Source organism: Pseudomonas sp. Ost2 (assembly GCF_018326065.1).
GTDB lineage: Bacteria > Pseudomonadota > Gammaproteobacteria > Pseudomonadales > Pseudomonadaceae > Aquipseudomonas > Aquipseudomonas gingeri.
Genome location: NZ_AP021904.1, coordinates 467,805 through 486,518 on the forward strand (window position 1 = coordinate 467,805; position 18,714 = coordinate 486,518).

The following is an 18,714-nucleotide window of genomic DNA, read 5'->3' on the forward strand; positions in this document are numbered from 1 at the left end:
GCGGAATGCCCACATGTCAGATTTGAAAACTGCCGCTCTCGAATATCACGCCAATCCTCGTCCGGGGAAGCTGAGCGTCGAGCTCACCAAAGCCACTGCCACCGCCCGCGACCTGTCGCTGGCCTACAGCCCTGGCGTCGCCGAACCAGTGCGTGAAATCGCCCGCGATCCTGAGCTGGCCTACAAGTACACTGGCAAGGGCAACCTGGTTGCAGTCATTTCCGATGGCACCGCGATTCTCGGCCTGGGTAACCTCGGCCCATTGGCCTCCAAGCCGGTAATGGAAGGCAAGGGCGTGCTGTTCAAGCGTTTCGCCGGTATCGACGTGTTCGACATCGAAGTCGACTCGGAAAGCCCGCAAGCCTTCATCGACACCGTCAAGCGTATCTCCATCACCTTCGGTGGCATCAACCTGGAAGACATCAAGGCACCTGAGTGCTTCGAGATCGAACGTGCCCTGATCGAGCAGTGCGATATCCCGGTGTTCCACGATGACCAGCACGGTACCGCGATCGTGACCGCCGCCGGCATGATCAACGCCCTGGAAATCGCTGGCAAAACCCTGCCTGAAGCGAAGATCGTCTGCCTGGGCGCCGGTGCCGCCGCCATCTCCTGCATGAAATTGCTGGTGAGCATGGGCGCCAAGATCGAGAACATCTTCATGGTTGACCGTACTGGCGTGATCCACGCCGGCCGTGACGACCTGAACCAGTACAAGGCGGTATTCGCCCACGCGACCGACAAGCGCAGCCTGGCTGACGCCCTGAAGGGCGCTGACGTGTTCGTCGGCCTGTCCGGTCCGAACCTGCTGGACGCCGAAGGCCTGCTGTCCATGGCGGCCAACCCGATCGTGTTCGCCTGCTCGAACCCGGATCCGGAAATCTCCCCGGAGCTGGCCCACGCCACCCGTAGCGACGTGATCATGGCCACCGGCCGTTCGGACTACCCGAACCAGGTCAACAACGTCCTGGGCTTCCCGTTCATCTTCCGTGGTGCCCTGGACGTTCGCGCCAAGCGCATCAACGAGGAAATGAAAGTGGCCGCGGCCAACGCCCTGCGTGAACTGGCCAAGCTGCCGGTGCCTCAGGAAGTGTGCGACGCCTACGGCGGCATCAAGCTGGAATTCGGTCGTGAATACATCATTCCGAAGCCGATGGATGCCCGTCTGATCACCTTGATCTCCGACGCCGTGGCCAAGGCCGCGATCGAGACCGGTGTGGCGACCCTGCCGTATCCGAAGAACTACCCGCTGAAAAGCGTGGATGACGTGTTCAACGGCTAAGCCGTCGTAGCGTCAAACAAAAAGCCCCGGCTCGAGAGAACCGGGGCTTTTTTGTGGGTGGCGTTCGGGCGGTGGTGAGCCGCCCGGCAGGATCAGAACAGGTCGATCGGTGCCGCCTCGTCCGCCGGCAGCGGGCTGCCCGGGGCGCTGCCGCCATTGCCCAGCTCATTGACCGATGGCGGCGTGTCTTCGCTCTTGAACAGCTCGAAGTAGGCATTGGGCGTGCCCGGTGTGGCCGCGCGGCCGCTGACCGGATCGACCCGCAGGCTGAGGATGCCTTCCGGCTCCGCCTGGGTGTGCGGCGGCATGCCCTTGAGCGCCGCGCCCATGTAGTCCATCCAGATCGGCAGTGCCACCGTGCCGCCGAACTCGCGGCGACCGAGGCTCTCGGGCTGGTCGAAGCCGGTCCAGACGGTGGTGATGTAGTCGGCGTTGTAGCCGGTGAACCAGGCGTCCTTGGATTCGTTGGTGGTACCGGTCTTGCCCGCCAGGTCGCTGCGGCCCAGGGCCAGGGCGCGACGGCCGGTGCCGAGCTTGATCACGTCCTCGAGCATGCTGTTGAGGATGTAGGTGGTGCGCCCGTCGATGATGCGTTCGGCGACGGCCGGAGCCTGGGCCGCGGGAGCAGGTGCCTCGCCGGTGCTGTTGACGGTAAACGTCGGCTGGCTCGGTGCCGCGATGCCGCTGCTGGCCGCTTCGCCGGTCGGTACGCTTGGCGGGTTGGCGACGAACAGGGTATCGCCGTTGCGGCTTTCGATCTTGTCGATCAGGTACGGCGTGATCTTGTAGCCGCCATTGGCGAAGGTGCTCCAGCCGGTGGCGATTTCCATCGGCGTCAGGGTCGCGGTACCCAGGGCCAGGGACAGGTTGCGTGGCAGGTCCTGCTTGTTGAAGCCGAACTTGGCGATGTAGTCGATGGTCTTGTCGACGCCCAGGCTTTGCAGCAGGCGAATCGAGACCAGGTTGCGCGACTTGTACAGCGCCTCGCGCATGCGGATCGGGCCGAGGAAGGTGTTGGTGTCGTTCTTCGGCCGCCAGACCTTGTCCAGGTACTCGTCGACGAACACGATCGGGGCATCGTTGACCAGGCTGGCCGGGGTGTAGCCGTTGTCCAGCGCCGCGCTGTAGATGAACGGCTTGAAGCTCGATCCCGGCTGGCGCTTGGCCTGCATGGCGCGGTTGTAGTTGCTCTGCTCGAAGGCGAAGCCACCGACCAGGGCGCGAATCGCGCCGTTTTGCGGGTCAAGGGAGACCAGCGCGCTCTGGGCTGCCGGCATCTGGCTGAATTTCAGGCTGTTGTCGGCCTGGCGCTGGACGCGGATCAGGTCGCCGACCTGGGCGACATCGGACGGCTGCTTCGGTGCCGCACCCAGGCTGTTGGTGTTGAGGTACGGACGCGCCCATTTCATGCTGTCCCAGGCGACGAGTTCCGGACCGTTGCGGGTCAGGACGTGCAGCATGTTCTTGTCCACCTGGGTGACGATCGCCGGTTCCAGGCCGCTGATGGGGCGCTGCTTGCCCAGCTCCGCGATCCAGGCGTCGCGGGTCTTGCCCGGCAGGCGCGACTCGGGGCCACGGTAGCCGTGGCGCTGGTCATAGGTGATCAGGCCTTCCTGGACGGCATGGTTGGCCAGTTCCTGGAGGTTGCTGGGCACCGTGGTGGTGACGCGGAAACCTTCGGTGTAGGCCTCGCTGCCATAGCGGCCGACCATTTCGGCGCGGGCCATTTCGGCGATGTACGGCGCGTTCACTTCCGGCGTCGGCACGTGGTAGCTGGCGTTGATCGGCTCGACGATGGCGGCCTGGTAGGCGGCTTCGTCGATCTTGCCGAGCTTGTACATGCGTCCCAGGATCCAGTCGCGACGCTCCTTGGCGCGGACCGGGTTGGCCAGCGGGTTGAAGCGCGACGGAGCCTTGGGCAGGCCGGCGATCATCGCCATCTGGGCCAGGGTGATGTCCCGGATCGATTTACCGTAATACACCTGTGATGCGGCTTCGATACCGTAGGCGCGGTTGCCCAGGTAGATCTTGTTCACGTACAGCTCGAGGATTTCATCCTTGGTCAGCTGGCGTTCGATCTGCAGGGCAAGAAGAATCTCGTTGGTCTTGCGCGAGAAGCTACGCTCGCTGGACAGGAAGAAGTTTTTCGCCACCTGCATGGTGATGGTACTGCCGCCGGACTGGATGTGCCCGCTCTTGACCAACTGGGTCGCGGCACGCATCAGGCTGCTGGGGTCGACGCCGTAGTGGTTGGCGAAGTTGTCGTCTTCGGCGCTGAGCAGGGCATTGATGAAATTCGGTGGGATGTCGGCGAAGCGAATGGGTGAACGGCGCATCTCGCCGAATTCGGCGATCAGCTTGCCATCGCTGGTGTAGACCCGGAGCGGAATCTGCAACTGGATGCTTCTCAGCGTCTCCACGGACGGCAAGCCCGGACTAAGATAGAGAAATGCACCGCTCAGGACGAGCAACAGGCCGCAGAACACGGCGACGAAAGACCACCCGAAAAACTTCAGCAGACGAATCAAGGCTTGTGGATTTCCAGATAAAAGAATGGGTTAGGCGTCAGGCTAAATTCACAGCAAGCGCTGGTTCGACGGCTCGGAGAAAAACGTGGGCATTATAAGCATTTTTTGGTGTTGAGCGTCATTTGCGCTTATGTCAAGACTGCTATTAAATGCCCATTATCATAAAGGGTCCGTAAGTCGCGGATAGTAATAGGGAATCGGTAGTGCTTGGACTCTTTGGCAAAAAAGCGCATTCGCTCCTGGGGATCGACATCAGTTCCACCTCGGTAAAACTCCTCGAATTGAGCCGTTCAGGCAATCGATATCGGGTCGAGTCCTACGCCGTGGAACCGCTGCCGCCTAACGCCGTGGTCGAGAAGAACATCGCCGAGCTCGAAGGCGTCGGGCAGGCCCTGGCACGGGTGCTGCTCAAGGCCAAGACCAGCGCGCGCCACGTCGCGGTCGCCGTGGCCGGTTCCGCGGTGATCACCAAGACCATCGAGATGGATGCCGGGCTTTCCGATGACGACATGGAAAGCCAACTGAAGATAGAAGCCGACCAGTACATTCCCTATCCCCTCGAAGAAGTGGCCATCGACTTTGAAGTCCAGGGTTATTCGGCGCGCAATCCCGAGCGCGTCGAAGTACTGCTGGCCGCCTGTCGGAAAGAAAACGTCGAGGTGCGCGAGGCGGCCCTGGCCCTGGCCGGGCTCGATGCCAAGGTGGTGGATGTCGAGGCCTATGCCCTGGAGCGCTCCTTTGGCCTGCTCGCGGCACAGCTGGCCAGCGATCACGACCGCTTGACGGTGGCGGTGGTCGACATCGGCGCGACCATGACCACCCTCAGCGTCCTGCACAACGGCCGGATCATCTACACCCGCGAACAATTGTTCGGCGGTCGCCAGCTCACCGAGGAAATCCAGCGGCGCTACGGCCTGTCCAACGAAGAGGCGGGCCTGGCGAAGAAGCAGGGCGGCCTGCCCGACGACTATGTCGCCGAGGTCCTGCAGCCCTTCAAGGATGCCGTGGTCCAGCAGGTGTCGCGTTCCCTGCAGTTCTTCTTCGCCTCGGGCCAGTACAACGATGTCGACTACATCCTGCTTGCCGGTGGCACCGCCTCGATTGCCGGCCTCGATCACCTGATCCAGCAGCGGCTCGGTACGCCGACCCTGGTGGCCAACCCTTTCGCCGACATGGCGTTGAGCAGCAAGGTCAATGCCGGGGCCCTGGCCAGTGACGCGCCGGCCCTGATGATCGCCTGCGGTCTGGCGTTGAGGAGTTTCGACTGATGGCGCGGATCAACCTTCTCCCCTGGCGCGAGCAACTGCGTGAAGAACGGCGCAAGCGCTTCCTGACGGCCCTGGTCGGTGTGCTGGTGGCGGCTGTCGGCCTGGTCCTGATGACTGACCAGTACATCAGCAATTCCATCGATCACCAGACCGCGCGCAATGCCTACATGAACAAGGAGATCGCCCAGCTCGATGCGCGCATCAAGCAGATCAGCGAACTCAAGGCGCGTCGCCAGCAATTGATCGAGCGGATGAAAATCATCCAGGACCTGCAAGGCAACCGGCCGATCAGCGGGCGGATCTTCGATCAGCTGGCGCGAACCCTGCCTGATGGCGTGTATTTCACTGAAGTGAAGATGACCGGCAAGACCATTGCGCTTACCGGCGCGGCGGAGTCCAACAACCGGGTCTCGGACCTGATGCGCAACCTCGACGCTTCCGACTGGCTCGAGGCGCCGAGCCTGACCGAGGTCAAGGCGACGACGGCCGGCGCGGTCGACCAGGCGAACGTGTTCCAGCTGAGCGTGCGCCAGACCCAGCCACCGGTTCCGGGGGCTGGCAAATGAATGTTTCCGAATGGCTGGAAAACCTGCGCAAGATCGACCTCGCCGATCTCGACATGCAGAACATCGGCTCCTGGCCCGCGGCGGTCAAGGGCGCCTGTGGCGTCATCGTCGCCGTGCTGGTGCTGACGCTGGGCTACAACTTCTATATCAAGGACCTGACCGACCAGCTGGATCAGCAGCGGGCCACGGAAGTCACCTTGAAGGAGCAGTTCGCGACCAAGGCGCACCTGGCGGCGAACCTGGAAGCCTACACCCAGCAGATGCTCGACATGGAGGCGTCCTTCGGCGCGCTGCTCAAGCAACTGCCCAGCGATACCGAGGTGCCCGGGCTGCTGGAAGACATCACCCGGACCGGGCTTGGCAGCGGACTGGAGTTCGAAGAGATCAAGCTGTTGCCCGAGGTGGCGCAGCAGTTCTATATCGAGCTGCCGATCCAGATCACCGTGACCGGCGCCTACCATGACCTGGCGACCTTTGTCAGTGGCGTGGCCAGCTTGCCGCGAATCGTCACCCTGCACGATTTCGAGATCAAGCCGGTCGCCGCGAACAATGGCAACAAGCTGCGCATGAGCATTCTCGCCAAGACCTATCGCTACAACGACAAGGGGCTGCAGAAATGAGCGGCTTGCGTGGGTTGTGCGTAGCGATGGTCGCGGTGCTGCTGGCCGGCTGTGGCAACAGCAATGACTTCAGTGACCTGGACGCCTACATGCGTGAAGTACGCGCGCGTCCGGCCGGCAATATCGAACCGACACCGAAGTTCATTTCCTACGAGGCGTTCACCTACAACGCCTCGTCGCTGCGCAGTCCGTTCCAGCCGCCGGTCAAGATCGACCTGGTGAACCGCCAGAAAGGTTCCCACGAGGTCAAGCCGGATCCGAACCGGACCAAGCAGTTTCTCGAAGGCTTCAATATCGAGCAGTTCGAGATGGTCGGCACGCTTTCCAATGCCAGCGGTACCTACGCCCTGTTGCGCGGGGCCGGTGGCGTCCATCGTTTGAAAGTGGGTGATTACCTGGGGCGCAACGAGGGCCGGATCGTGGCCATCACCGACTCCCAGGTCGAGGTGATCGAAATCGTTCCGGACGGTGAAGGCACCTGGCTGGAACGGCCGCGCACCATCCCTTTGAAAGAGCACTCATAGTGGAACTCGATATGAACAGGATTATTTCCACCTTCGGCATTTCGCTATGGATGGCGCTGGTGTCGCCGATGGTGCTGGCCGCCAACCTCAAGACCCTCGACGTGGCGGCGCTGCCGGGAGATCGGGTTGAGCTCAGGCTCGCCTTCGACAGCGCCCCCGCCGCGCCCCATGGCTATACCACCGATCAGCCGGCGCGGATTGCCCTGGACCTGACCGGGGTGACCAGCCAGTTGGCGACCAGGACCCGTGACCTGGGCGTGGGCAATGCACGCAGCGTGACCGTGGTGGAAGCCAAGGATCGTACCCGGCTGATCATCAACCTGACCAAGCTGGTGCCCTACAGCACCCGTATCGAGGGTAACAACCTGTTCGTGGTGGTCGGCCAGGGCGCGGCAGCCGCCGTGCCGGGCCAGGCCAGTGCGGCCCGGCCGGTGGCTGCCGCGGTGGCGCAACCCGCGCGTGCGGCGCCCAAGCCGTACGTACCGGCGGGCAAGGCCATTCGCAATATCGACTTCCAGCGCGGCGAGCAGGGCGAAGGCAATGTGGTCATCGAGCTCTCCGACCCGTCCATCAGCCCGGATATCCAGGAAAAAGGCGGCAAGATCAGCGTGGAGTTCCCTCGCACCCAACTGCCCGACCCCCTGCGTGTGCGCCTGGACGTGAAGGATTTCGCCACGCCGGTGCAATTCGTCAATGCCACGGCGTCCGCCGACCGGGCGAGCATTTCCATCGAGCCGAGCGGGGCCTTCGACTACTCGACGTACCAGACCGACAACAAGCTGACCATCAGTGTCCGTCCGCTGACCGTCGACGACCTGCAGCGGCGTAATGCCGAGCGTTTTGTCTACAGCGGCGAAAAGCTCTCGCTGAACTTCCAGGACATCGATGTGCGTTCGGTGCTGCAACTGATCGCCGACTTCACCAACCTGAACCTGGTGGCCAGCGACACGGTGCAGGGCGGGATTACCCTGCGCCTGCAGAACGTGCCGTGGGACCAGGCGCTGGACCTGGTGCTCAAGACCAAGGGCCTGGACAAGCGCAAGATCGGCAACGTCCTGCTGGTGGCGCCGGCGGACGAGATCGCGGCGCGTGAGCGTCAGGAGCTGGAGTCGCAGAAGCAGATCGCCGAACTGGCCCCGCTGCGCCGCGAGCTGCTGCAGGTCAACTACGCGAAGGCGGCGGACATCGCCAAGCTGTTCCAGTCGGTGACCAGCGCCGAGGCCAAGGGTGACGAGCGGGGTTCGATCACCGTGGATGACCGCACCAACAACATCATTGCCTACCAGACCCAGGACCGCCTCGACGAGCTGCGGCGGATCGTGGCGCAACTGGATATCCCGGTGCGCCAGGTGATGATCGAGGCGCGCATCGTCGAAGCCAACGTCGGTTATGACAAGCAACTGGGCGCCCGTTGGGGTGGCAGCATTTCCGGCGGCAACTGGAAGGGCAGCGGCGGTTCGCCGACCCTGTCGAAGCTGACCGGCCAGAGCGCCAGTACACCGTTCGTCGACCTGGGGGCCACCACGGCGACCTCCGGTATCGGCATCGGCTTCGTGACCGACAACACGATCCTCGACCTCGAACTGAGCGCGATGGAGAAGACCGGTAACGGTGAAGTCGTGTCGCAGCCCAAGGTGGTCACCTCCGACAAGGAGACCGCGAAGATCCTCAAGGGCACGGAGATTCCGTACCAGGAGTCCAGCTCCAGCGGGGCCACCTCGGTGTCCTTCAAGGAAGCGTCGCTGTCCCTCGAGGTCACGCCGCAGATCACCCCGGACAACCGCATCATCATGGAAGTGAAGGTCACCAAGGATGAGCCGGACTACCAGAACGTGCTCAACAACGTACCGCCGATCAAGAAGAACGAAGTCAACGCCAAGGTACTGGTCAACGACGGTGAAACCGTGGTGATCGGTGGCGTGTTCTCCAATACTCAGAGCAAAACCGAAGAGAAGGTGCCATTTCTTGGCGATGTGCCGTATGTTGGCCGCCTTTTCCGCCGAGACATTGTCTCGGAAGCAAAATCCGAGCTGCTGGTATTCCTGACTCCGCGTATCATGAATAACCAGGCGATTGCTGTGAGTCGTTGATTCTGTGCGAAATTTGATTCTTGTTGGGCCTATGGGGGCTGGAAAGAGCACCATAGGCCGCTTGCTGGCCAAAGAGCTGCGCCTGCCTTTCAAAGATTCCGATAAGGAAATTGAACTGCGCACGGGCGCCAATATCCCGTGGATCTTCGATAAGGAAGGCGAACCGGGCTTTCGCGATCGCGAGCAGGCGATGATTGCCGAGCTGTGCGCAGCCGACGGTGTGGTCCTGGCCACGGGCGGCGGTGCGGTCATGCGCGATGAAAATCGCCAGGCCCTGCATGCCGGTGGGCGGGTGGTCTATCTGCATGCTTCGGTGGAGCAGCAGGTGGGGCGTACCGCGCGCGATCGCAACCGTCCGCTGTTGCGTACCGCCGACCCGGCAAAAACGCTGCGGGACCTGCTGGCGATCCGTGATCCGCTTTATCGGGAAATCGCCGATCTGGTGGTGGAAACCGATGAACGGCCGCCGCGCATGGTGGTACTGGATATTCTTGAACGCTTGCAGCAGCTGCCTCCCCGTTAAAGCGCAGGGCGAAATGCGCTATCCTCGACGCCCGCCATGCTCGGTGTCGGTCATGGCTCAAGGCCATTGGGGGGCGCCGGAAACGGACGCCGCCAACAATCGTTAATCCTGAGACTGGACGCCCGCGTCCATCTTCACTGTGGGGACACATGCAGACACTTAAGGTCGATCTTGGCGAGCGTAGCTACCCGATTCATATTGGCGAAGGGCTGCTGGACAAGCCTGAGCTACTGACGCCGCACATTGCCGGTCGGCAAGTCGCAATCATCTCCAATGCAACCGTCGCACCGCTCTATCTCGAACGCCTGACCCGCAGCCTGGCGGGCTACTCGGTGATCTCGGTGGTACTGCCCGACGGCGAGGCCTTCAAGACCTGGGAAACCCTGCAGCTGATTTTCGACGGCCTGCTGAGCGCCCGCCACGATCGCCGGACCACGGTCATCGCCCTGGGCGGCGGCGTTATCGGCGACATGGCCGGTTTTGCCGCCGCCTGTTATCAGCGCGGAGTGGACTTTATCCAGGTTCCGACTACCTTGTTGTCTCAGGTCGATTCGTCGGTGGGCGGCAAGACCGGCATCAACCATCCGCTGGGCAAGAACATGGTCGGTGCCTTCTATCAGCCCAATGTGGTGCTGATCGATACCGCGACCCTCAACACACTGCCCGCCCGCGAGCTGTCGGCGGGCCTGGCCGAAGTCATCAAGTACGGCCTGATCTGCGACGAGCCTTTCCTGACCTGGCTGGAAGAGCACGTCGACGCCTTGCGCGGCCTCGACCAGGCAGCCCTGACCGAGGCCATCGAGCGTTCCTGCGCGGCCAAGGCGGCCGTGGTCGGTGCCGATGAGCGCGAGTCCGGGGTGCGCGCCACCCTCAACCTCGGGCATACCTTTGGCCATGCCATCGAAACCCATATGGGCTACGGTGTCTGGCTGCATGGTGAGGCCGTGGCGGCGGGGACGGTGATGGCGCTGGAGATGTCCGCGCGCCTGGGCTGGATCACCGACGCCGAACGCGATCGCGGTATCCGCCTGTTCCAGCGCGCGGGATTGCCGGTCATTCCTCCGGAGGAGATGACCGAGGCCGATTTTCTCGAACACATGGCAATTGACAAGAAAGTGATCGACGGTCGTTTACGTCTGGTGTTGTTGCGCCGCATGGGCGAAGCCGTGGTGACCGACGATTATCCGAAAGAGGTTCTACAGGCCACGCTGGGGGCGGACTACCGCGCCCTGGCTCAGCTTAAAGGTTGATAAGATTCCGATGACTAGTTTGCATGCCGACGAGGCTTTCCTCGGCCATTATCAGTTGAGTCACGACCCTTTTGCTCCACGGGTGCCTGGCTTCAAGTTCTTCCCGGCCCAGCGCAAACCGGTGCTGGGGCAGTTGCATCACCTGGCCCGCTACAGCCAGTTGCTGCTGGTGGTGACCGGCCCGCAGGGCAGCGGCAAGACCCTGCTGCGCCAGGCACTGGTGGCGAGCACCAACAAGCAGTCGGTGCAGAGCGTGGTGGTGTCGGCCCGTGGCGCCGGCGACGCGGCGGGTGTGCTGCGCCAGATCGCCCAGGCGCTGAATGTGGCTCAGGCCGATATCGGTTCGATCCTGGCACAGGTGGTGCAATTGGCGCTGACCGGCCAGGAAGTCTACCTGCTGGTGGACGACGCCGAACAACTGGACGATTCCGCGATCGAAGCCTTGCTGGCACTGGCTGCAGGCGCGCCGGAAGGCCGTCCGCATGTCTTCCTGTTCGGCGAGTCGTCGATGATTGCCGGGCTGGAGCAGCAGGGCACGGAGGAAGAGCGCTTCCACGTGATCGAACTGCAGCCGTACACCGAAGAAGAGACACGCGAATACCTGGCCCAGCGTCTTGAAGGCGCGGGCCAGGGAATCGAACTTTTTTCCGCTGAGCAGATCACTGAGATTCACGAAAGCGCCGAGGGCTGGCCTGGCAACATCAACCAGGTCGCTCGTGACGCCATGATCGAAGCCATGATTGCCAGCCGCTCCGCGGTCAAGCGACCAAGTATGGGGTTCAAGATGTCGAAGAAATACGTGTTGGCATTGTCTGGGGTGGTGGTGGTCGCTATCGCCGCGGCCTGGATGAGTTCCGGCCGCAGCAAGGCGCCGGTGACCGCTGGCGCGCCAGCCAGCGAGCAGGCCCAGTTGCCGCTGGGGCAGACACCGAAGCCGAATGCCACGGGTGGTCCGGCGGTCGAGTTCGCCGGTAATTCGCAACCGATGCCACTGCCGTTGGTCGGCCAGTCGCAGCCGGTGATGCGCGGTCCGCTCGCGGAAGCCGCGGGTGGCATGAGCGAAGGCGATGATGGCGGTGCACCAGCGGTTGACGGTGGTGTTGCCCAGCCGCCGACCGTGACCACCACTGCGCCACCGCTGGGCGTGCCTGCCGGCCCGACTCCGGCACGTCCTACCCAGGCTCCGGCCCAAGTCGCCACGGCCAAGCCGGCGGCACCGGTTGCCAAGCCCGCGCAAACCCCGGTCCCGGTTCCCGCCAAGCCGGTGGCCAAGGTCGAGAAGCCGGTCGAGAAGCCCGCAGCGGCAGCCAAGCCTGCCGCCGGTGGCAGCTGGTACGCCGGCCAGGCGCCGAGCCACTACGTGGTGCAGATCCTCGGCACCAGTTCGGAAGCCACGGCCCAGAACTTCGTCAAGGAGCAGGGCGGCGAGTACCGTTATTTCAAGAAAGTGCTCAACGGCAAGCCACTCTACGTGATCACTTATGGCAGCTTCCCGAGCCGCGATGCAGCGGTTACTGCTATCAAGGCCTTGCCAGCGAAGGTTCAGGCTGGTAAACCTTGGCCTCGCACTGTCGCCAGCGTCCAACAGGACCTCGCCACAACTCGCTGATGATTCGGCGGCCTTACCCAGGCCGCCCTCCCGGCACCTCAAAATTTCCACCTGAGCGCGCAGCTTCAAAGCTGCGTGCCTTGTGGTGTCTGCGTCACGGTAGATTTGAGTCGTAGCGGTCAGAATTCAAAAATGTTTTGACTAGCACGAGATATCGCTTTAAACCTTTCATAAATGCGACATAGATTTGCGACATTTCGTCGCTAAATTTGTGAGCGTCTGTGTCGGTGTGTACAATGACCTCCCTTTTGCCCCTGCAAAGCCGGCGTACGTTCGGCGTGGATGGTAAGTGGTTGAATTGAAAAGAAATTTGCCTCGGTAAGAGGCAGCCTGGTGAGAAAGTGTCTATGAAAGCAGGTCTGTACCAACCAGATGAATTCAAGGATAACTGCGGTTTCGGCCTGATTGCTCACATGCAAGGCGAGCCCAGTCATCACCTGTTGCAGACGGCCATTGAGGCCCTGACCTGCATGACCCACCGCGGTGGGATCAACGCCGACGGCAAGACCGGTGACGGTTGCGGCCTTCTGATTCAGAAGCCGGACCAGTTCCTGCGCGCCGTCGCCAAATCGACATTCGGTAGCGATCTGCCCAAGCAGTATGCGGTGGGCATGGTGTTCTTCAACCAGGACCCGGTCAAAGCCGAAGCCGCCCGCGAACACATGAATCGCGAAATCCTCGCGGCCGGCCTGCAACTGGTGGGCTGGCGCAAGGTGCCGATCGATACCAGCGTCCTCGGCCGCCTGGCCCTGGAGCGCCTGCCGCAGATCGAGCAGGTATTCATCGGCGGCGAAGGCCTGAGTGACCAGGCCTTCGCCATCAAGCTGTTCAGTGCCCGTCGTCGTTCGTCGGTGGCCAACGCCGCCGATACCGACCACTACATCTGCAGCTTTTCGCACAAGACCATCATCTATAAGGGCCTGATGATGCCGGCGGACCTGACCGCCTTCTATCCGGACCTCAACGATCCGACGCTCAAGACCGCCATCTGCGTGTTCCACCAGCGTTTCTCCACCAACACCCTGCCGAAATGGCCGTTGGCGCAACCGTTCCGCTTCCTGGCGCACAACGGCGAGATCAACACCATCACCGGCAACCGCAACTGGGCCCAGGCCCGTCGCACCAAGTTCGCCAACGACCTGATCCCCGATCTCGACGAACTGGGCCCGCTGGTCAACCGCGTCGGTTCCGACTCCTCGAGCATGGACAACATGCTGGAGCTGATGGTGACCGGCGGTATCGATCTGTTCCGTGGCGTGCGCATGCTGATTCCGCCGGCGTGGCAGAACGTCGAGACCATGGACGCCGACCTGCGCGCGTTCTATGAATTCAACTCGATGCACATGGAGCCGTGGGACGGTCCGGCTGGCGTGGTGATGACCGAAGGTCGCCACGCGGTCTGCCTGCTCGACCGTAACGGCCTGCGCCCGGCGCGCTGGGTGACCACCAAGAACGGCTATATCACCCTGGCGTCGGAAATCGGCGTATGGAACTACCAGCCGGAAGATGTCATCGCCAAGGGCCGTGTAGGTCCCGGGCAGATCTTTGCCGTGGACACCGAGACCGGCCAGATCCTCGACACCGATTCCATCGACAACCGCCTGAAGTCGCGTCATCCGTACAAGCAGTGGCTGCGCAAGAACGCCCTGCGTATCCAGGCGACCATGGAAGACAACGACCATGGTTCGGCGTTCTACAACGTCGAGCAACTCAAGCAGTACATGAAGATGTACCAGGTCACGTTCGAAGAGCGCGACCAGGTGCTGCGGCCGTTGGGCGAGCAGGGCTACGAGGCGGTCGGCTCCATGGGCGACGACACGCCGATGGCGGTGCTGTCCCAGCGCGTGCGCACGCCGTACGACTACTTCCGTCAGCAGTTCGCCCAGGTGACCAACCCACCGATCGACCCGCTGCGTGAAGCCATCGTCATGTCGCTGGAGATCTGCCTCGGTGCCGAGCGCAACATCTTCGAAGAGTCGCCGGAACACGCCTCGCGGGTGATCCTCAGCTCGCCGGTGATTTCCCCGGCCAAGTGGCGCTCGTTGATGAACCTCGAGCGTCCGGGCTTCGAGCGCCAGATCATCGACCTGAACTACGACGAGAGCGTCGGCCTGGAAGCGGCCGTGCGCAACATCGCCGACCAGGCCGAGGAAGCCGTGCGCTCCGGGCGGACCCAGATCGTCCTCAGCGACCGTCATATCGCGCCGGGCAAGCTGCCGGTGCACGCGTCCCTGGCGACCGGTGCCGTGCACCACCGCCTGACCGAAAAGGGCCTGCGTTGCGACAGCAACATCCTGGTGGAAACCGCCACCGCCCGCGACCCGCATCACTTCGCGGTGCTGATCGGCTTCGGTGCGTCGGCGGTCTATCCGTTCCTCGCCTATGAAGTGTTGGGCGACCTGATCCGTACCGGCGAAGTGCTGGGCGATCTGTATGAAGTCTTCAAGAACTACCGCAAGGGCATCACCAAGGGCCTGCTGAAGATCCTCTCGAAAATGGGGATCTCCACCATTGCCTCGTACCGCGGTGCGCAATTGTTCGAGGCCATCGGCCTGTCCGAGGAAGTGGTCGGCCTGAGCTTCCGTGGCGTGCCGAGCCGGATCAAGGGTGCCCGTTTCGTCGACCTCGAAGCCGAGCAGAAGCTGCTGGCGACCGAAGCCTGGAGTGCGCGCAAGCCGATCCAGCAAGGTGGCCTGCTGAAGTTCGTCTACGGCGGCGAATACCACGCCTACAACCCGGATGTGGTCAGCACCCTGCAAGCCGCCGTGCAGCAGGGCGACTACGCCAAGTTCAAGGAATACACCGCGCTGGTGGACAACCGTCCGGTGTCGATGATCCGTGACCTGTTCAAGGTGAAGACCCTGGACACGCCGCTCGCGATCGACGACATCGAGCCGCTGGAGTCGATCCTCAAGCGTTTCGACTCGGCCGGTATCTCCCTCGGTGCGTTGTCGCCGGAGGCCCATGAAGCCCTGGCCGAAGCCATGAACCGCCTGGGCGCACGCTCCAACTCCGGTGAGGGCGGCGAAGACCCGGCGCGCTACGGCACGATCAAGAGCTCGAAGATCAAGCAGGTCGCGACCGGCCGTTTCGGCGTGACCCCCGAGTACCTGGTCAACGCCGAAGTGCTGCAGATCAAGGTGGCCCAGGGCGCCAAGCCCGGTGAAGGCGGCCAGTTGCCTGGCGGCAAGGTCAACGGCCTGATCGCCAAGCTGCGCTACGCGGTTCCGGGCGTGACCCTGATCTCGCCACCGCCGCACCACGACATCTACTCCATCGAGGACTTGTCGCAGCTGATCTTCGACCTCAAGCAGGTCAACCCGCAGGCACTGGTCTCGGTCAAGCTGGTGGCGGAAGCCGGCGTCGGCACCATCGCGGCTGGCGTGGCCAAGGCCTATGCCGACCTGATCACCATCTCCGGCTACGACGGCGGCACCGGCGCATCGCCGCTGACCTCGATCAAGTACGCTGGTGCGCCGTGGGAACTGGGCCTCGCCGAAACCCACCAGACCCTGCGCGGCAACGACCTGCGCGGCAAGGTCCGGGTACAGACCGACGGTGGCCTGAAAACCGGCCTCGACGTGATCAAGGCGGCCATCCTCGGCGCCGAGAGCTTCGGCTTCGGCACCGCGCCGATGATCGCCCTGGGCTGCAAGTACCTGCGTATCTGCCACCTGAACAACTGCGCCACCGGCGTGGCGACCCAGAACGAGAAACTGCGCAAGGATCACTACATCGGTACCGTCGACATGGTGGTGAACTTCTTCACCTACGTCGCCGAGGAAACCCGTGAGTGGCTGGCCAGGCTCGGCGTGCGCAGCCTCGAAGAGCTGATCGGGCGTACCGACCTGCTGGAAATCCTCCAGGGCGAAACCGCCAAGCAGAACCATCTGGACCTGACCCCGCTGCTCGGCAGCGATCACATTCCGGTGGACAAGCCGCAGTTCTGCCAGGTTGACCGCAACCCGCCGTTCGACAAGGGCCTGCTGGCCGAGAAGATGGTCGAGATGGCCAAGCCTGCGATCAACGACCTGAGCGGTGCCGATTTCTCCCTGGATATCTGCAACTGCGACCGTTCCATCGGTGCGCGGATCTCCGGCGAAATCGCCCGTGTCCACGGCAACCAGGGCATGGCCAAGGCGCCGATCACCTTCCGCTTCAAGGGCACGGCCGGCCAGAGCTTCGGCGTGTGGAACGCCGGCGGCCTGAACCTGTACCTCGAAGGCGATGCCAACGACTACGTGGGCAAGGGCATGACCGGCGGCAAGCTGGTGATCGTTCCGCCCAAGGGCAGTGCCTACAAGACCCAGGACAGTGCCATTATCGGCAACACCTGCCTGTACGGCGCAACCGGTGGCAAGCTGTTCGCCGCCGGTACCGCGGGCGAGCGTTTCGCGGTGCGCAACTCCGGCGCCCACACGGTCGTGGAAGGCACCGGCGATCACTGCTGCGAGTACATGACCGGTGGTTTTGTCTGCGTACTGGGCAAGACCGGCTACAACTTCGGTTCGGGCATGACCGGCGGTTTCGCCTACGTGCTGGACCAGGACAATACCTTTGTCGACAAGGTGAACCACGAGTTGGTGGAGATCCAGCGGATCAGCGGCGAAGCGATGGAAGCCTATCGCAGCCACCTGCAACGCGTGCTGGACGAGTATGTCGAGGAGACCGACAGCGAATGGGGTCGTAACCTCGCCGAGAACCTGGACGACTATCTGCGGCGCTTCTGGCTGGTCAAGCCGAAGGCGGCCACGCTGAAGTCGTTGCTTTCCAGCACCCGTGCCAACCCGCAGTGATGCGCCTGAAGAGTTTGATGAGGTTTTTGTAATGGCTGAACGTCTGAGTAACGACTTCCAGTTCATCGATGTCGGGCGCAAGGATCCGAAGAAGAAACTGTTGCGTCAGCGCAAGAAAGAGTTCGTGGAAATCTACGAGCCCTTCAAACCCCAGCAGTCGGCCGACCAGGCCCACCGCTGCCTGGGTTGCGGTAACCCGTATTGCGAATGGAAGTGCCCGGTGCACAACTTCATTCCCAACTGGCTGAAGCTGGTGGCCGAGGGCAATATCCTCGCCGCCGCCGAGCTGTCCCACCAGACCAACACCCTGCCGGAAGTCTGCGGCCGGGTGTGCCCGCAGGACCGCCTGTGCGAGGGTGCCTGCACCCTCAACGACGGCTTCGGCGCGGTTACCATCGGTTCGGTGGAGAAGTACATCACCGATACCGCCTTTGCCATGGGCTGGCGTCCGGACATGTCCAAGGTCAAGCCGACCGGCAAGCGCGTTGCGATCATCGGTGCCGGGCCTGCGGGCCTGGGTTGTGCCGACGTGCTGGTGCGCGGCGGGGTGACCCCGGTGGTGTTCGACAAGAACCCGGAAATCGGTGGCCTGCTGACCTTCGGTATCCCCGAGTTCAAGCTGGAAAAGACCGTGCTGAGCAATCGTCGCGAAGTCTTCAGCGGCATGGGCATCGAGTTCCGCCTCAATACCGAGGTGGGCAAGGACGTGACCATGGAAGAGCTGCTTGCCGAATACGATGCGGTGTTCATGGGCATGGGCACCTACACCTACATGAAGGGCGGCTTTGCCGGCGAGGACCTGCCGGGCGTGTACGACGCCCTGGATTTCCTCATTGCCAACGTCAACCGCAACCTGGGCTTTGAAAAGTCGCCGGAAGATTTCGTCGACATGAAGGGCAAGAAGGTCGTGGTGCTCGGTGGTGGCGACACGGCGATGGACTGCAACCGCACCTCGATCCGCCAGGGCGCCAAGTCGGTGACCTGTGCCTATCGTCGTGACGAGGCGAACATGCCCGGCTCGCGCAAAGAGGTGAAGAACGCCAAGGAAGAAGGCGTGAAGTTCCTCTATAACCGCCAGCCGATCGCGATTGTCGGTGAAGACAAGGTCGAGGGCGTGAAGGTGGTCGAGACCCGTCTCGGCGAGCCGGATGCCCGCGGTCGCCGCAGCCCCGAGCCGATCCCGGGTTCCGAAGAGATCATCCCGGCGGATGCCGTGGTCATCGCTTTCGGTTTCCGCCCGAGCCCGGCGCCGTGGTTCGAGCAGTTCAGCATCCAGACCGACAGCCAGGGCCGTGTGGTGGCTCCGGAGCAGGGTCAGTTCAAGCACCAGACCAGCAATCCGAAAATCTTTGCCGGTGGCGATATGGTGCGTGGTTCGGACCTGGTGGTGACGGCGATCTTCGAGGGGCGCAATGCCGCCGAGGGGATCCTCGATTACCTGGGCGTTTGACCCGCATTCCAATATTGGACTGCTGTACCTGTGGGAGCTGGCTTGCCAGCGGTGAATGATAACGCGGTGTACCTGATACACCGTGTCGCCTGAATCGCCAGCAAGCCGGCTCCTGCACAGGTCGTGTCGCTCTCGATACCCGCGACAAATTGACCCGATAGACAAAAGGCACGGCTCTTGCCGTGCCTTTTGCGTCGCGCTCTGAGAA

12 protein-coding genes are annotated in these 18,714 nt (G+C 62.7%); 11 read left to right on the plus strand and 1 reads right to left on the minus strand.

Going from position 1 to position 18,714, the window contains the following annotated elements; translation table 11 throughout:
- Positions 1–13 precede the first annotated feature (13 nt).
- Entirely contained in the window at positions 14–1,282 is a 1,269-nt protein-coding gene (locus KI243_RS02085; protein ID WP_017126917.1) for a malic enzyme-like NAD(P)-binding protein, read from the plus strand.
- 92 nt (positions 1,283–1,374) lie between these two features.
- Here the strand turns inward: KI243_RS02085 and KI243_RS02090 are convergent, their stop codons facing one another.
- Positions 1,375–3,810, minus strand: coding sequence for a penicillin-binding protein 1A (locus tag KI243_RS02090; RefSeq protein WP_178990538.1), 2,436 nt, complete (start codon positions 3,808–3,810; stop codon positions 1,375–1,377).
- Positions 3,811–4,013: 203 nt separating this feature from the next.
- Between KI243_RS02090 and KI243_RS02095 the strand changes: the two genes are divergently transcribed.
- From KI243_RS02095 to KI243_RS02140, 10 genes are all read left to right on the plus strand, one after another.
- A complete protein-coding gene (locus tag KI243_RS02095) occupies positions 4,014–5,078 on the plus strand; it encodes a pilus assembly protein PilM (RefSeq protein ID WP_017126915.1) in 1,065 nt (354 codons plus the stop codon).
- Positions 5,078–5,644 carry a PilN domain-containing protein gene (locus KI243_RS02100; protein WP_178990540.1) on the plus strand — a complete coding sequence of 189 codons (567 nt, stop codon included), beginning with the start codon at positions 5,078–5,080 and terminating at the stop codon, positions 5,642–5,644. Before KI243_RS02095 ends, KI243_RS02100 begins: the two co-directional genes overlap by 1 nt.
- Entirely contained in the window at positions 5,641–6,264 is a 624-nt protein-coding gene (gene pilO / locus KI243_RS02105) for a type 4a pilus biogenesis protein PilO (RefSeq protein ID WP_017126913.1), read from the plus strand. The genes KI243_RS02100 and pilO overlap by 4 nt, the downstream gene beginning before the upstream one ends.
- Positions 6,261–6,788 (plus strand): pilus assembly protein PilP, encoded by a 528-nt coding sequence (locus KI243_RS02110; RefSeq protein WP_042935612.1) that lies wholly within the window; start codon positions 6,261–6,263, stop codon positions 6,786–6,788. Before pilO ends, KI243_RS02110 begins: the two co-directional genes overlap by 4 nt.
- An 11-nt stretch (positions 6,789–6,799) precedes the next feature.
- Positions 6,800–8,878, plus strand: a complete 2,079-nt coding sequence (pilQ, locus tag KI243_RS02115) for a type IV pilus secretin PilQ (protein WP_178990542.1) — start codon at positions 6,800–6,802, stop codon at positions 8,876–8,878.
- A 4-nt stretch (positions 8,879–8,882) separates the two neighbouring features.
- Positions 8,883–9,401, plus strand: a complete 519-nt coding sequence (gene aroK, locus KI243_RS02120) for a shikimate kinase AroK (protein ID WP_042935610.1) — start codon at positions 8,883–8,885, stop codon at positions 9,399–9,401.
- A gap of 149 nt (positions 9,402–9,550) precedes the next feature.
- Positions 9,551–10,651: a 3-dehydroquinate synthase gene (gene aroB, locus KI243_RS02125; protein ID WP_017126909.1), complete on the plus strand. Its 1,101-nt coding sequence runs from the start codon at positions 9,551–9,553 to the stop codon at positions 10,649–10,651.
- A 10-nt stretch (positions 10,652–10,661) separates the two neighbouring features.
- Positions 10,662–12,260: an AAA family ATPase gene (locus KI243_RS02130; protein WP_212810394.1), complete on the plus strand. Its 1,599-nt coding sequence runs from the start codon at positions 10,662–10,664 to the stop codon at positions 12,258–12,260.
- A 347-nt stretch (positions 12,261–12,607) separates the two neighbouring features.
- The gene (gltB, locus tag KI243_RS02135; RefSeq protein ID WP_212810395.1) at positions 12,608–17,056 is read left to right on the plus strand and encodes a glutamate synthase large subunit; all 4,449 of its coding nucleotides are present in this window, start codon (positions 12,608–12,610) and stop codon (positions 17,054–17,056) included.
- Positions 17,057–17,087: 31 nt separating this feature from the next.
- Entirely contained in the window at positions 17,088–18,506 is a 1,419-nt protein-coding gene (locus tag KI243_RS02140; RefSeq protein WP_017126906.1) for an FAD-dependent oxidoreductase, read from the plus strand.
- Positions 18,507–18,714: the final 208 nt, after the last annotated feature.

Excerpts from the sequence above, each read along its gene's own strand:
- KI243_RS02100 (WP_178990540.1), top strand. The coding sequence starts at position 5,078 with ATGGCGCGGATCAACCTTCTCCCCTGGCGCGAGCAACTGCGTGAAGAA.
- KI243_RS02085 (WP_017126917.1), top strand. The coding sequence starts at position 14 with ATGTCAGATTTGAAAACTGCCGCTCTCGAATATCACGCCAATCCTCGT.
- KI243_RS02130 (WP_212810394.1), top strand. The coding sequence starts at position 10,662 with ATGACTAGTTTGCATGCCGACGAGGCTTTCCTCGGCCATTATCAGTTG.
- KI243_RS02110 (WP_042935612.1), top strand. The coding sequence starts at position 6,261 with ATGAGCGGCTTGCGTGGGTTGTGCGTAGCGATGGTCGCGGTGCTGCTG.
- gltB (WP_212810395.1), top strand. The coding sequence starts at position 12,608 with ATGAAAGCAGGTCTGTACCAACCAGATGAATTCAAGGATAACTGCGGT.
- pilO (WP_017126913.1), top strand. The coding sequence starts at position 5,641 with ATGAATGTTTCCGAATGGCTGGAAAACCTGCGCAAGATCGACCTCGCC.
- aroB (WP_017126909.1), top strand. The coding sequence starts at position 9,551 with ATGCAGACACTTAAGGTCGATCTTGGCGAGCGTAGCTACCCGATTCAT.
- KI243_RS02140 (WP_017126906.1), top strand. The coding sequence starts at position 17,088 with ATGGCTGAACGTCTGAGTAACGACTTCCAGTTCATCGATGTCGGGCGC.
- pilQ (WP_178990542.1), top strand. The coding sequence starts at position 6,800 with ATGAACAGGATTATTTCCACCTTCGGCATTTCGCTATGGATGGCGCTG.